This window comes from Synechococcus sp. UW179A (assembly GCF_900473965.1).
GTDB lineage: Bacteria > Cyanobacteriota > Cyanobacteriia > PCC-6307 > Cyanobiaceae > Synechococcus_C.
Window position 1 is genome coordinate 13906 of sequence record NZ_UCNJ01000030.1, and the last position, 12559, is coordinate 26464.

The window sequence follows — 12559 nt, forward strand, 5'->3', positions numbered from 1 at the left end:
ATCGTCTCAGGCCATCAATTCAGGCGGCTTGGTGCGGAAGGGAAGCTCGGCGTTGATGGCCTCAATCTCCTCCTCCATCAGTCCATTCGCTCTTGGCAGCCAGGAACGGATCAGGGCGTCCATAGTTGGGTCATACCAGCGATGCAGACTGGTCCGAGCTTGGGCAACAAAGCCACGTCGGCGCTTGTGACTGCCACCAGCTCCTGGATCAAAGCTATGAAGGCCCTGATGCAAGGCCCACTCGATCGGCGCGTAGTAACAGACCTCAAAATGAAGACAATCGATAGCTTCATCACTGCCCCAGTAGCGCCCCCAGAGATGGGACTCATCCTGAATGCAAAGGGACATCGCCACGGGGTCAAAGGGATCCCCGCGATGGGCACTAAATAGCACCACATGCTGTGCCAGTTCGGGGGCAACCAGTCGATCAAAGAATGAGCCCTGAAGATATTTGCTTCCCCAGGGCCCCCATCGGGCGCAGTGCTGCTCATAGAAGCAATGCATCCGCTCCAGCAGCTCCGGAGTGAGCTCTGAGCCGGTCAGTGGTGTCACGGCCAATCCTGCCTGGCTGACCGCTTTGCGTTCCCGCTTGATATTGCGCCTCTGATTGGCATTGAAGCCGGCGAGATAGTCGGAGAAATCTTTTTGGCCTTCCGCAGACCAAAGGCTCTGATGATTCAGCCAACCCGCACAGCCCGCAGCCTCCGCCAACGGCTGCCATACAGGATCCACGTATAGAAAGTTGCAGCTGAGAATGTTATTGCGAGCAGCAAACTCATCAATCAGCCGAAGCAACATGACCGTGATGTCCTGCGCATCTTCATCTGGATGAATATGAAAGCGATAGCCCTGAATAGGGCTGACGGGACTCATCCCGATCAGTTTGGGGTAATAGCGCAGTCCAAGATCACCTGCCAGACGTGCGAAAGATTGGTCAAAGATGAATTCGCCGTAGCTGTGACCCTTGAGATAAAGAGGAGCTATTGCAATCAGGCTGTCCTCGCCCCTCCAAAGCGACAGATGCAGCGGCTGCCAGCCCTGATCGGGAGCCACACTGCCTGAAGTTTCCAACGCCTCCAGCCAAGACCAGCGATAGAAGGGGCTCGCATGCTTTACGAGCAACTCCTCCCATTGCGGCTGAGGGATCTCATGGATGCTGCGGTGCCAACGAGCCGTGAGCGATGCCATCCAGGGCCAATTGAAACGACTCAGCAACGACACTAACGAGTGAAACTAGAAGGGGAGAAAATGAAGATGCCTTTGGGCCGGGGTCATGCCCAGATCATCTCGGCACAGCCAAATATGGATCACAGCTCTGTTGATCTCTCCTCTTTCTCTGGAGGTGAGCTCCGTACATCAAACCGCCAATGCGGGGCTGTTCAAACCATTGATTCAGCTGTTACAACCACGCATCGAACGCCAGCTGGTGAGCGAATGCCGTCAGCTGGCTGAACAGGCTCTGGATGGCGTTGCAGACGAGATCGCTCCAAAAAGCTGGTTGAACTCGGCCGTTGAGCAGCCTTGCCGAACACTGGCCCGACCTGTGAGTGAGTGTCTGATCAGAGAAACCAGCCGCAGTGGCAGAGAGCTGGGAGTGCTCACGGAACTGCTGAGAGGCAAGGTCGGCGACGATGCGCAAGTGGTGATTCGTCGTTGCCTTGCATCCCTGACTGGCCTGTCCCAATCCAGCCTGAAGCAGATTCCCGTTCAGCAACTGCTAGAGCGATTACGGCAGTAATGCACCAGCAGTTCGTTGGCTCCTAGCGAACGGGCATCCACCAGACTCCAAGCCTGCGATGACATGAGCGACGCTGGCAGCGGTGTTTCCGTCTGCAGCAACCATGTAAAGGATCCGCCCAGGATCCTGGGAGAGAGAGTCAACTGAAGCTCGTCGACCGCATCCTGGGCCAGCAACGAGTGAGTTAGGACAGCTCCACCAAGCAGGACCAGCCTGAACCAGCCCTTGGAGCACAGATTCTGCAGCGTTTCGCTCCATCGGGACGACAGCCGACAACATGACTGGAAGCCAGGGGCGGACCCATCGCTCACAGACAACAGATGGCGTTCAAACGGTTGGTGAAAAAAGGGCCACTCCAGAGGAAATCCAGCCTGACGACTGACGACCAGCGCTGCCGGCTGAGGCGAGCGCCCCTGAAGTCGTCGTTCGTTCAACAGATCCTGATCACGGATCAGACAACTGGCTTGATGAGCCCTGAGTGTGCCCGCTCCGATCAGCGCCGCATCACTCCAGGCGAGCGCCTGTTCAAGAACACGACGATCACCCGAACCACCCAACTGAGCTGCTCCACCGGTCGGTGGAGCAAGACGACCATCAAGACTGACGGCAAGCACCAGACGAAGCGTGGGTTGCTCAGTCAATGCAAGGGATTCAGACAGGAACGGCCGCCTCTAGCGTTGAAGGCGTCATCTCCAACTGAGGGACTTCGGCGTAGACCTCAGCCGCGTTGTTAGGGCTTTCCTGCAGGCGCACTTTATGGAGATGGGCACCGATCGCCTTGATCGGAGACGACAAGCGGTCAGCGATATGGAGCGCGATGTTCTCTGCAGTGGGTACACATTCGGCGAAGAAGGGCACATCCTTATTGAGGAATGTGTGATCAAACGGATCAACCACGAGGTCATCGACGAGGCGTTGTAGCGCGGACAGGTCGCAGACCATGCCTGAGCGGGGATCAATAGGGCCTCGCACCGTGACATCCACCAGGTAGTTGTGGCCATGACCATGGGGACGTGCGCACTTGCCATAAATACGCTCGTTCTCTTCCTGGCTGAGCTCAGGTCTTGCCAGACGATGGGCAGCAGCGAAATGGGTGCGAATCGTGAGGAAGGCGTCCATGGGATGTCCGAGATAGTCGGCCCAGAGGCCTGGTTGTTCGTAGAGGCGTAATGCCGTGATGGGCAGATGGGGACTGAGACGAGCCCAAATCTGCCTGACGATGGCCTCAGTGGTGGGAAGGCAACCCTCCGGCTTCGACACATCGAATTCGGGCCAGGCGTCGTTGAGAAAGCGAAAGTCGAGCTGACCAGTCACCTCACTGCGAATGGCGTGCTTCACCTCGGAGAGGTTGAGCACCATTCCATGAGCATCAAGGCCACCGGCCATCGAAACGATCAACTCGTAGTTGTGACCGTGACCAGGAGCCAGCGCACAGGGCCCGAAGCGCGCGGCATTGTCATCAGCGGACAATTCAGGCAACCAATAGCGGTGGCTTGCACTGAAGCAGGCACGTCGGGTGATGACGCAGCCACGTCCACGACCATGACGTGCAATTGACTTCATTTCAGTCATGTGACGGTCCGGTCAACAGGCATCCTAATGAGCTACGGGCAATTCCGAGTCATGGCGGAGACCACTCCAACTCTGCGGCAGCGTCTGGGAGGTCGCAGTCTTTACCTGGTGGGAATGATGGGCAGCGGCAAAACCAGCACCGGCAGACCTCTGGCGGAAAGGCTGGGATATGGATTCGTGGACGCGGATGCGGTGATCGAGCAAGTAGCCGGCTGCACCATCTCCGAAATCTTTGAACGTGACGGTGAAGAGGAATTCCGCACCCTTGAAACGCAGGTGCTGAGGTCCATCAGTGAACGTCATTCTCTTGTCGTGGCCACCGGGGGCGGCGTTGTCACGCGTTCCGAAAACTGGGGAATGATGCACCAGGGCATTGTGATTTGGCTCGATGTCGAACGCGGTCAACTGCTGCAACGCTTGCACGACGACTCCAACCAGCGTCCGCTACTGATGACGGAAGATCCTGCCAAAACACTTGACGCGATCCTCAAGCAGCGACGCCCCCTCTACGACGAGGCGGATCTGACAGTGGTGATCGAATCAGAAACACCAGACGTCGTTGCCAACGGGATCATTCAGCTGCTGCCTGAGCTGATCCAAGATCCACCCAAAGAACGACCTGACTAAGCAAGACTCAAGCATTGGGTGGATCGAGACGCACCGCGTACCACTGCAGAGCAATCCCAGGCGAAATCTCTAGTTCACAGGCTGTATCCATCAAGCGAAGTGCCGCTTGCTCCGGGCTTTCGCAACTGCTGAGATCCGCGGGCCAGGGGTCAAGATCCTGCAGCCGACCGGCCAGCCATGTCATCGTGTCGGCCGCTGTCAGCAGCTGTTCAGGTTCGCCTGGCACCAGCACCACATAGTGATCAAGGGATCGAATCAGAGGGTCGGACATGGCAAAACCTTTGTTGACACTGCTGATCACCATGCTGCTGCAGTTTCTGTCAGTCCAGTCCGCCACTGCGGCTAGCGATCGCGGGATCGACTTTCTTGAGCAGCGTTTCGAAAGCTGGCCGCAATGGTCACTGCCGGCACCTCTGCCCCGTCCACGCGCCAAACAGGACCTGATTTATCCCGACTGGTTTTCAGGGACATGGCAGGTGACCAGCGAGGCACTGGATGATTCAGGCCAACCCATTCCCAACGATCAGCCCCTTGTGCATGAGGTCCGTTTCCTGCGAAACCGTCGCAGCGAACTCATCGGTGACCGCCCTTACAACGCGGCCTCCGTCGGGAAAGCTCTGCTTGGGGAGCAATTGCTTTCGGTCGAACAGGATCCCAATCAGGTGAATCGTCAGCTGGCGAGGTTTCGAGACGATGTGCTACTCGAAACAACAGTGATCGGGCGTCGAGAGACGAGTCCGAAGGCGGCCTCTGATTTCTTCAGCGATGAACTTGTTCTGCAAATCCTGCACGGACCGGGTGCTCCACGATTGAGCAGGATTGAGACCCTCACCCACTATGAGCGCTGTGGACAGGACATCTGCGCCGACCAGCGTCAGGTGAGTCATGCAGGACCTGGTCTAAAGACCGATCAGACACTGGAGGGGCGCAGCAGCCGTTTCAGGCTGACGCTTAGACCGCTGAGGCTGGATGAAGTTTGATCAGTCGGGTCTCCAAGTGATCTCTCCATCGAAACAGATCCTGGAGATGGGGATGATCACTGATGCCTGGGACCCCTCGCCCGGCAAGTGAATCTCCTGCAGAAGCAGGGAAACGCAGCAGCGACAACTGGGCAGCAACAGCAAGATCCGCAAGGCTGATGACATCTCCAACCAAACAGCTGTTGAGATCCAGGCCATCGGCAACGGCGCACAAACTGCTGAGCATCGAAGCTCTCTGCTCTTGACCGAGCAATTCTCCAAGACTGCTGAGCCAACCACCTGGCAGACCTGACATCACCTGGCGCACCGGCGAGGGGACATCATCCGGGAGCAGCACGTCCCGAAGCTGAGCATCATCAGCAGCCGCCTGAAGAAGCGCAGCCCTGACTGCAGCAGCAAGTGTGGTGTCAGCCCAATCTTCAATCAATTGCACCTGAGCACGCTCGCGGGGATCAGCAGGAATCAACGCCGGCTCATGCCTGAGTTCCTCCAAATATCGGCAGATCGCACTGGAATCAGACACAACCTCATCCCCATCCACAAGGACAGGGACCTGACGCTGACCGGAAAGCCGAAACAGGGAAATCTGGCCAATGCCAGGCGTGACCTCAACCTCGCGAAAACTCAATCCCTTGGCTTGCAATGCCATCCGCACCTTGAGACAAAAAGCCGAGTGACGAAACTGATGAAGCTCCAGCATGTCCGAGCCGGTTCAGGCGCTGGAACGGTAGCCATTGGGATCAGCACCTCGCCATCAGCAAGGGAGCGGCCCACGCAACTGGTCCGGGCCTTGCTCAGAAGCCCCTCGGCATTATTCGACCACTTGAAAGAGAGACATTCTTTGACGTTGGTTCAGACCTTCGAGGCGATTCGGCCCCGATGCGTTGCTTCGTGACGACTCCAGCGGATTGGACAGGCTTAGAAGCCTGTAGCGGGACAGCAAGCACATTGAAGGCAATTGACCAACGTTCTCCGTCGCCCCGAAAGGGAGCAACGGAGTGGGGTTGCCAGGCGGGGAAGACATAGAACTCCCCTGGCACGGGCAACACGTAGTGAGCCATGCCCGTACGAAACGACTGCAGGTGCCAATCCTCAGGACCGTGGAAGCAGAGCTGACCGTCAAAGCATTGGCCGTTGATCTGTGGTGGCGCTTTCAGAAAGATCACCCCAGAGAAACTGCCCCCATGGGTATGGGTGGGGTTGTAGTCCCCAGCTCGCTGACAGTTGAGCCACAGATCAACCATCTGCAGCTGATAACGACCAGGAACCCAAGGCCCGCGGCCCTGTGGAGGCTGACGCCCCATCACATGAGCGATCCAGCGGTCACAGGCAGGGAGCACATGGGTGGAACACAACTGCTGGATCGCGGGATGGCCCCCACTGAGCTCTCTTTGCTGGCTGAGCTGACCAGCCAGCTTTGCTGAAGCGTCAAGACTGGCGCCAGGATGAGCCAGCACATCGGCGCTGATGCTGAGCAGCTGATTCAACAGCGGCTCAGGCAGGTGGCCCTTGAAAATAGATCTCGGGAAAAGATCGAGGATCTCCAAGGTTCAAGCAAAAACTGCCTCTCATCGTGCCAGCAACAACTTGAGCTAACTGTCCACAGCGATGAAAACTGCCTGATTGCTGATTCAGCGCCTGATGTCGCTCATCACCCAGCTCAGAGCAGCAATGGAAAGACTGAAGCGGATGTCGCTTCACTCCCAAATCACAGTGCAGCGATATCTCGGATCCAAACGGACCTCAATGGTGGTGCACGAGGTTTCGGTCACCTTTTTGCCTTCGGGCACTTTGCTCTGCGCCTGATTAATGGTGATCTCTCGATCCACACCCTCAACCGTGACTGATCCGGCGTAGGCGCCACCGCAGAACCCGAGCAGAAGCAACGCCTTGAAAAGAAGTAAACCTTTCATTCCCAAGCTCAACAACATTCAATCCCTCCTTAGCAATCACGTCGCCTACTGAGGCTGAAGCTGTTCAAGCCAATACCAAAAGGCCTCATCAAACAGAACTGCTCAAAGCATGAAAGGTCAAAAAAAGGAGACTCGCTACCGACTCCCCCAGTCTTGGTGTGATTAAGAGGTGGTTAACCTCTGGTTAATTGGACCAACAAAGATCACTAGCTGCTGTATCAAATGATTCATTTACCTCTGAGGTGTTCCGGAGCCCCTTTCAACTAGGTGAAAAGCCCCTAAGTCAGAAGTTCGTTCTTCTTCTGTATTTACTCCAGATAGACTGAAATGTGTCAGTAAGCCCCTCTTATTGAGAACATGCTTGTCGTTGAGCACGCTCTCCTCTGCAGCAAGTCTCAGCCATTGCGGAAGCACCCGAATCAACAAGAAACCCTGCGATAACTGGCCATGAAAGAATTTTTCATCAATGTGACGCGCTATCCGCGCTACCTAATCGCTTTCAGCCTGGGCGTGATTAATTCAGTGGCAGAACCACTCGCCCGTCGTCGCAGCAACCCGGTGACCGCTATTGCCCTGATCGGGGCTTTGATCAGTGGCTTCCTCAGTCTGAGCTTTGTCCTGCGTGCCATGGTGTCTTCAGCACCGCAGAGCTGACATGGCCCCGGGACGTCGGGTTGAACGCGTGGCAGCCCTCATCCGGCGAGAGATCAGTGAACTGCTGATCAGTGGCATTCGTGATGAGCGCGTGCATCAGGGCTTGGTAAGCATCACGAATGTTGAGGTCAGCGGCGACCTTCAACACTGCAAGATTTTTGTCAGCGTCCTGGCAGACAACGATGGTCGCAACGAGGTCATGGACGGTCTGCAGGCAGCAAGTGGCTACCTGAGGGGAGAATTGGGTCGACGTCTGCAGATGAGACGAGCCCCTGAAGTGGTTTTCCACCTCGACCTCGGGCTGGAGAAGGGAACCAACGTTCTACACCTGCTCGGAGAACTTGAGCGGGAGCGAGAGGTGAAGGGCAGCCCCTCTTCCGGCAGCAACGAGCCCGAGTCTCCCAACTTCAATGACTGAAGCTGAGCGTCGCAGGGCCGTTGCCCAGCTTCTAGTGATTCGTGCCAGCGGCCATGCCGAAGACCGGCAACGTCAGTACCCGTGCTGGGAACATTCCAATGGTGAGCTGCAGAGGCTGCTCAAATCAGGTGTTGGCGGGGTGATCCTGCTGGGCGGCACAGCCATGGAACTGCAGCAACGATGCCGCATGCTCCGCAGCTGGAGCGACAGCGAAGACCTGCTTCTCTGCGCCGACGTGGAGGAAGGAATTGGACAGAGATTCTCAGGTGCCACCTGGTTGGCGCCACCGATGGCACTGGGCAGGCTCCATCAAACAAACCCGGAACAGGCTCTGAAACTGGCAGAGCGTTACGGCCGCACAACCGGGGATCAGGCACAACGATGCGGCCTCAACTGGGTGTTGGCTCCGGTCTGCGATGTGAACAGCAATCCGGACAACCCGGTGATCAACGTGCGGGCATGGGGCGATCAGCCTGAGTCTGTTTCGGATCTGGTGGCAGCGTTTCAACGAGGCCTCAACGCCGCTGGCGTGCTGGGCTGCGCCAAGCATTTTCCCGGTCACGGCGATACAGACCAGGATTCCCACCTGGAACTGCCTCTGATCAACCACGAACGCAGCCGGCTCGACCAGGTGGAACTGGTGCCGTTCCGGCGACTGATTGACTCGGGGGTCGCCAGTGTGATGACAGCACATTTGCTGGTTCCGGCACTGGACGACGCGCAGCCAGCGACCTTGTCGCGAGCGGTGCTGACAGATCTGCTGCGAACAGAGCTTGGTTTTACTGGCCTCGTTGTGACCGACGCACTGGTGATGGAGGCCATCAGCAGCAGAGCAGGTCCTGGAGAAGCTGCGGTTCTGGCCTTCGCCGCTGGAGCAGATCTGATCCTGATGCCCGCGGATGCCGATGCAGCGATTGATGCAATCTGCGCAGCACTGGCCGACGGCAGGATCCCTGAACCCCGCCTTCACGAGTCGCTGAAGAGACGAACAGAAGCCCTGCAAGGCATTAAGAAGCCCTCCTCTGCTGCCAACGCCAACGAAGTCGACCTGGAAACAGCAACGGACCGTGCGTTGTGCATGGAGCTCATCAACAACTCGCTGGAGCTGCAAGGCCCTCAACTTCCAACCCAACTTGAGCAGAACGGGGTGAGCTTGATCCGGGTGGATGGCGTTCTGCCCTGCCCATTTCTGCACGCCAATGCCGCAGCAATTACGACACCCGAACGGCATGGGTACAAGGCTCTGATCTGCCATGACAGGGGCCTTGAGCCCTGGAGCAATCACCAGGACCCCACAGCGCCACTTGATCTGGAGCGACTGGGAGAGGGTCCCGTTTTTCTGCAGTTGTTTTTACGCGGCAATCCATTCCGCGCCGGCCAGCAGCGCCAAGAATCTTGGGCTGAAGCCATCCAGCAGTTGCTACGAGTTGAGCGCCTCTCGGGTTTGGCGGTCTATGGATGTCCCTACCGCTGGGACACTCTGCGCAGGCTCATCCCGGACAGCATTGCTGCGGGGTATAGCCCGGGGCAGATGCCTGAAGCGCAGCAGCAACTGTTGAATCAGATGTTGGGGTTGAAGGAGGAGGCGCACGAACGCCAAGACTTCACCGACTAAACAAACGAAGCCTGTCGAAACCGCACCGTTGGAACCGCCTTAGCCTCTGCGGCAGTGCTCCTCACCAACATGCTCAGCCTCTCGATGATCGTGCGCGATGAGGAAGCGCGGATCGAGGACTGCCTCGGCTCTGTGAAGGGCTTCGCGGATGAGATGGTTCTCCTCGATACCGGCTCAGTGGATCGCACCATCGCCATCGCAGAAGCCTGCGGCGCTCGGGTGGAAAGGATGGACTGGCCCGGAGACTTTGCGCCGGCACGCAATGCAGCCCTTGAGCTCGTGAAGGGTGACTGGGTCCTGGTGCTCGATGCCGACGAACAGCTCCGCTCAGATGCAATCCCGCAGCTCAAAGCCTTGATGGCCCAACCGGATGTGCTGGTGATCAATCTGCTGCGCCACGAACTGGGCGCAGCAATGGCTCCCTACTCCAATGTGAGCCGCCTATTTCGCCGACACCCACGCATCCGATGGAGCAAGCCTTATCACTCGATGATCGATGAGAGCGTTGATGCGCTGCTCAAGAAAGAACCCGGCTGGCGGATTGCCAACTGCACCGAACCAGCCCTGCTACACGAGGGTTATCGACCGGATCTGCTGGCTGGATCCGACAAAGCGGCAAGGCTGCGGCAATCGATGGAAAGCTGGCTGAACGATCAACCCAATGATCCCTATGCCTGCGCCAAGCTCGGTGCTCTGGAGGTTAGAGACGGCAACCGAGACAGGGGGCTGAGCCTTCTTCGCCACGGGCTTGAGCAGTTGCCCGCAGGCGATGACAGCAGTGCTGAACGCTATGAACTGCTGCTCAATCTCGGAATCGCGCTGGCTACCGAGGACAGCGATGCTGCCGTGAAGTGTTACCGACAAGCACTTGAACAACCGCTGGAGACTCGTTTGAGCCTTGGTGCACGCCTCAACCTGGCGGCCTTGCTGATGCAGCGCAATGAACTCGAGGAAGCCATTCAGCTCACCACAACCGCCTGCCAACGGGCACCCGAGGTGGCGCTCGCCTGGTACAACCTGGGCCTGATGGAACGCCGTCGAGGCGACCTACTGGCGGCGATCAACGCATACGAACGATCCCTGAGCGTGAATCCGTCCCACCCCGAAAGCCATCAGAACCTTGCAGTGGCAAGGCTGATGGGCGGAGATATCGATGGAGCACGTGCAGGCTTCCGCCAGGCCATCGCGCTACTCCGCAAGCAGGAGCGACTGGGAGAAGCCACCGCCCTGCAGGCCCAGGTGCATGGACTGGTGAAGCTGGACGATGAGGCCAGCGCATGAGCAGCGATCAACGCCTGCCGTTGCAGGGACACACGGTGGTGATCACACGTGCCCGCGAACAGCAGAGCGAAGGCCGCAGGCTGCTGGAGTCTCTTGGTGCAAGGGTTCTCGACCTGCCGGCTCTGGAAATCGGCCCGCCTGACAGCTGGGCTCCCCTTGATGATGCCCTCGCCGAGCTGGAGAACTTTCACTGGTTGATTGTTTCCAGTGCCAACGGTGTTGACGCGGTAGAGGCTCGACTGCAGCTCAGAGGCAAGGGACTGATGCAACGCCCTGAAAGCCTCAAAATCGCGGCCGTGGGGCGGAAAACCGCTCGGCGGCTGGAAGAACTCGGGGCACCGGCTGATTTCGTGCCACCCACATTCGTGGCCGACAGCCTGATCGACCATTTTCCTGTCTCTGGCTGGGGGTTAAGAATCCTGCTGCCGAGGGTGCAGAGCGGCGGACGCACACTGCTGGCAGAAGCCTTCGGAGAGGCGGGCTCACGGGTGGTGGAAGTGGCAGCCTATGAATCCCGCTGCCCAACATCCATTCCGCCAGACACCCTTAAAGCTCTGGAAAATGGAGACGTCGACGTCATCAGCTTCAGCAGCGGTAAAACCGTGACCCACACCGTGCAGCTACTGGAGAACGCGCTCGGAAGTTCAGGCACTGAGCAGCTGTTCAGTAAGCCTGCTGTCGTCTCGATCGGTCCACAGACCAGCCAACGCTGCAGGGAACTGCTCGGCAAAGTGGATCAGGAGGCCACCCCTCACGACCTGGAAGGACTGGTACAGGCCTGCGTTCAGGCAATGCAGAGTCGCTGAGACTCTTTGGAGATTGAAAGACTCAAACAACCTCGATCCAAATCGATGCTGTTCACGGTCCAGCCCTTCGGCAGAAGGGCCACTGCATCACCGGGGCAACGACCACGGGGACCGACGCAGACCGTCCCTGACAGTTCAGAGACGCTGACAAGCGCTCGCAGTTCAGCACCGACTGCCACCACACCCTTCACCTTGAAATCCGGACCGGTTGCCGTGTCCGGAGCAATAGCCTGCGACGACTCGCCAACGATGGGTGAGAAAGGGTCTTCTCGCCCCTCCGGCACCGATGACAAGACCTGTTCACGAGTAGGCAGGGGGATCAGTCCAGTCGCAGCTGTGGAAGGTTGGGGCGGAGACAACTCAGCAACGGGCGCATCAGGCGAAATCGCATCGGATGATGACTGGGCGTTCTCTGCCTCTCCACATCCGCTGAGGCCTACCAAAGCGAACGTCAGAAGCCAAGCGGCAAAAGAAACTGAGGCTGGACTGCGAGGACTAGTCACCTCAGCTCTGGGCTGCGTATCCGCTTTCCACCAGGTCTCGGAATCGGTCAAGGTTCGCCTGAAGTTCCTTCGTCACGATTCCACCGAGGATGCTGGGTTCCATCAAGGGAGCAAGGACACCTGGGAGTTCGTAGGTAACGCTGAGTTTCACCGCCGTGACCTGAGGCTGTTCGGCGTAGAAGCGCACCCCTCCTTTGGTGGGGAGACCTCCCACCGATTCCCAATGGAGTTGCTGAGCTTCAACTCTCTGGGTGATTCGGGCTTTCCAATGAAAACGGAAACCCTGAGCGGCCAATGTCCAGTCAGTGAGGTCAGGATCGTCGAGGGTTTTAACGGATTCAATCCAGCGCATCCACTTGGGCATAGCCTCAAGATCGCTCCAGACATGCCAAACCCGATCAACGGGAGCCTTAACTTCAGTGGTTACGGAATGTTCAAGCCAACGTCCCATC

17 protein-coding genes are annotated in these 12559 nt (G+C 57.9%); 8 read left to right on the forward strand and 9 right to left on the reverse strand.

Annotated elements, in window-relative coordinates; translation table 11 throughout:
- Positions 1-6: 6 nt before the first annotated feature.
- On the reverse strand, positions 7-1188 hold the full coding sequence (locus tag DXY31_RS14030) for a GNAT family N-acetyltransferase (protein WP_114994390.1): 1182 nt from the start codon (positions 1186-1188) through the stop codon (positions 7-9).
- A gap of 85 nt (positions 1189-1273) precedes the next feature.
- Between DXY31_RS14030 and DXY31_RS14035 the strand changes: the two genes are divergently transcribed.
- Positions 1274-1738: a hypothetical protein gene (locus DXY31_RS14035; protein ID WP_244279827.1), complete on the forward strand. Its 465-nt coding sequence runs from the start codon at positions 1274-1276 to the stop codon at positions 1736-1738.
- Here the strand turns inward: DXY31_RS14035 and DXY31_RS14040 are convergent.
- Together DXY31_RS14040 and DXY31_RS14045 are read right to left on the reverse strand one after the other, a co-directional pair.
- Complete coding sequence (locus tag DXY31_RS14040; protein WP_114994360.1) at positions 1708-2379, reverse strand: RibD family protein; 672 nt, start codon at positions 2377-2379, stop codon at positions 1708-1710. The two genes, DXY31_RS14035 and DXY31_RS14040, sit on opposite strands and share 31 nt — an antisense overlap.
- 10 nt (positions 2380-2389) lie before the next feature.
- Entirely contained in the window at positions 2390-3310 is a 921-nt protein-coding gene (locus DXY31_RS14045; protein WP_114994361.1) for a 6-carboxytetrahydropterin synthase, read from the reverse strand.
- A 27-nt stretch (positions 3311-3337) separates the two neighbouring features.
- Here DXY31_RS14045 and DXY31_RS14050 point away from each other — a divergent pair, with 27 nt between their 5' ends.
- Entirely contained in the window at positions 3338-3937 is a 600-nt protein-coding gene (locus DXY31_RS14050) for a shikimate kinase (protein ID WP_371639476.1), read from the forward strand.
- A 7-nt stretch (positions 3938-3944) separates the two neighbouring features.
- Here DXY31_RS14050 and DXY31_RS14055 read toward each other — a convergent pair whose 3' ends face one another.
- Positions 3945-4208 carry a chlororespiratory reduction protein 7 gene (locus DXY31_RS14055; RefSeq protein WP_114994392.1) on the reverse strand — a complete coding sequence of 88 codons (264 nt, stop codon included), beginning with the start codon at positions 4206-4208 and terminating at the stop codon, positions 3945-3947.
- On the opposite strand from DXY31_RS14055, the gene DXY31_RS14060 reads away from it, so the two are divergent.
- On the forward strand, positions 4207-4917 hold the full coding sequence (locus DXY31_RS14060) for a DUF6816 family protein (RefSeq protein WP_244279829.1): 711 nt from the start codon (positions 4207-4209) through the stop codon (positions 4915-4917). The two genes, DXY31_RS14055 and DXY31_RS14060, sit on opposite strands and share 2 nt — an antisense overlap.
- On the opposite strand, the gene DXY31_RS14065 is transcribed toward DXY31_RS14060, so the two are convergent.
- The 3 genes from DXY31_RS14065 to DXY31_RS14075 all read right to left on the reverse strand — a co-directional run bounded on the left by DXY31_RS14065 (position 4889) and on the right by DXY31_RS14075 (position 6830).
- Positions 4889-5617 (reverse strand): glutathione S-transferase family protein, encoded by a 729-nt coding sequence (locus tag DXY31_RS14065; RefSeq protein ID WP_114994364.1) that lies wholly within the window; start codon positions 5615-5617, stop codon positions 4889-4891. The two genes, DXY31_RS14060 and DXY31_RS14065, sit on opposite strands and share 29 nt — an antisense overlap.
- Before the next feature lie 94 nt (positions 5618-5711).
- Positions 5712-6464 (reverse strand): putative 2OG-Fe(II) oxygenase, encoded by a 753-nt coding sequence (locus DXY31_RS14070; RefSeq protein WP_114994365.1) that lies wholly within the window; start codon positions 6462-6464, stop codon positions 5712-5714.
- A 150-nt stretch (positions 6465-6614) separates the two neighbouring features.
- Complete coding sequence (locus DXY31_RS14075) at positions 6615-6830, reverse strand: hypothetical protein (protein WP_114994366.1); 216 nt, start codon at positions 6828-6830, stop codon at positions 6615-6617.
- 447 nt (positions 6831-7277) lie between these two features.
- Between DXY31_RS14075 and DXY31_RS14080 the strand changes: the two genes are divergently transcribed.
- The 5 genes from DXY31_RS14080 to DXY31_RS14100 all read left to right on the forward strand — a co-directional run bounded on the left by DXY31_RS14080 (position 7278) and on the right by DXY31_RS14100 (position 11604).
- Positions 7278-7484, forward strand: a complete 207-nt coding sequence (locus tag DXY31_RS14080; RefSeq protein WP_114994367.1) for a DUF751 family protein — start codon at positions 7278-7280, stop codon at positions 7482-7484.
- A 1-nt stretch (position 7485) separates the two neighbouring features.
- A complete protein-coding gene (gene rbfA / locus DXY31_RS14085; protein WP_114994368.1) occupies positions 7486-7902 on the forward strand; it encodes a 30S ribosome-binding factor RbfA in 417 nt (138 codons plus the stop codon).
- A complete protein-coding gene (locus DXY31_RS14090) occupies positions 7895-9517 on the forward strand; it encodes a glycoside hydrolase family 3 N-terminal domain-containing protein (RefSeq protein ID WP_114994369.1) in 1623 nt (540 codons plus the stop codon). The genes rbfA and DXY31_RS14090 overlap by 8 nt, the downstream gene beginning before the upstream one ends.
- Positions 9518-9586: 69 nt before the next feature.
- A complete protein-coding gene (locus DXY31_RS14095; RefSeq protein ID WP_114994393.1) occupies positions 9587-10798 on the forward strand; it encodes a glycosyltransferase family 2 protein in 1212 nt (403 codons plus the stop codon).
- Complete coding sequence (locus DXY31_RS14100; RefSeq protein ID WP_114994370.1) at positions 10795-11604, forward strand: uroporphyrinogen-III synthase; 810 nt, start codon at positions 10795-10797, stop codon at positions 11602-11604. The genes DXY31_RS14095 and DXY31_RS14100 overlap by 4 nt, the downstream gene beginning before the upstream one ends.
- Here the strand turns inward: DXY31_RS14100 and DXY31_RS14105 are convergent.
- On the reverse strand, positions 11583-12158 hold the full coding sequence (locus DXY31_RS14105; RefSeq protein ID WP_170953721.1) for a hypothetical protein: 576 nt from the start codon (positions 12156-12158) through the stop codon (positions 11583-11585). The two genes, DXY31_RS14100 and DXY31_RS14105, sit on opposite strands and share 22 nt — an antisense overlap.
- On the reverse strand, positions 12109-12558 hold the full coding sequence (locus DXY31_RS14110; protein WP_114994372.1) for an SRPBCC family protein: 450 nt from the start codon (positions 12556-12558) through the stop codon (positions 12109-12111). Before DXY31_RS14110 ends, DXY31_RS14105 begins: the two co-directional genes overlap by 50 nt.
- Between the last annotated feature and the right edge of the window lies 1 nt (position 12559).

Excerpts from the sequence above, each read along its gene's own strand:
- DXY31_RS14030 (WP_114994390.1), bottom strand. The coding sequence starts at position 1,188 with ATGGCATCGCTCACGGCTCGTTGGCACCGCAGCATCCATGAGATCCCT.
- DXY31_RS14035 (WP_244279827.1), top strand. The coding sequence starts at position 1,274 with ATGCCCAGATCATCTCGGCACAGCCAAATATGGATCACAGCTCTGTTG.
- DXY31_RS14045 (WP_114994361.1), bottom strand. The coding sequence starts at position 3,310 with ATGACTGAAATGAAGTCAATTGCACGTCATGGTCGTGGACGTGGCTGC.
- DXY31_RS14050 (WP_371639476.1), top strand. The coding sequence starts at position 3,338 with ATGAGCTACGGGCAATTCCGAGTCATGGCGGAGACCACTCCAACTCTG.
- DXY31_RS14060 (WP_244279829.1), top strand. The coding sequence starts at position 4,207 with ATGGCAAAACCTTTGTTGACACTGCTGATCACCATGCTGCTGCAGTTT.
- DXY31_RS14055 (WP_114994392.1), bottom strand. The coding sequence starts at position 4,208 with ATGTCCGACCCTCTGATTCGATCCCTTGATCACTATGTGGTGCTGGTG.
- DXY31_RS14065 (WP_114994364.1), bottom strand. The coding sequence starts at position 5,617 with ATGCTGGAGCTTCATCAGTTTCGTCACTCGGCTTTTTGTCTCAAGGTG.
- DXY31_RS14075 (WP_114994366.1), bottom strand. The coding sequence starts at position 6,830 with ATGAAAGGTTTACTTCTTTTCAAGGCGTTGCTTCTGCTCGGGTTCTGC.
- DXY31_RS14080 (WP_114994367.1), top strand. The coding sequence starts at position 7,278 with ATGAAAGAATTTTTCATCAATGTGACGCGCTATCCGCGCTACCTAATC.
- rbfA (WP_114994368.1), top strand. The coding sequence starts at position 7,486 with ATGGCCCCGGGACGTCGGGTTGAACGCGTGGCAGCCCTCATCCGGCGA.
- DXY31_RS14090 (WP_114994369.1), top strand. The coding sequence starts at position 7,895 with ATGACTGAAGCTGAGCGTCGCAGGGCCGTTGCCCAGCTTCTAGTGATT.
- DXY31_RS14095 (WP_114994393.1), top strand. The coding sequence starts at position 9,587 with ATGCTCAGCCTCTCGATGATCGTGCGCGATGAGGAAGCGCGGATCGAG.
- DXY31_RS14100 (WP_114994370.1), top strand. The coding sequence starts at position 10,795 with ATGAGCAGCGATCAACGCCTGCCGTTGCAGGGACACACGGTGGTGATC.
- DXY31_RS14110 (WP_114994372.1), bottom strand. The coding sequence starts at position 12,558 with ATGGGACGTTGGCTTGAACATTCCGTAACCACTGAAGTTAAGGCTCCC.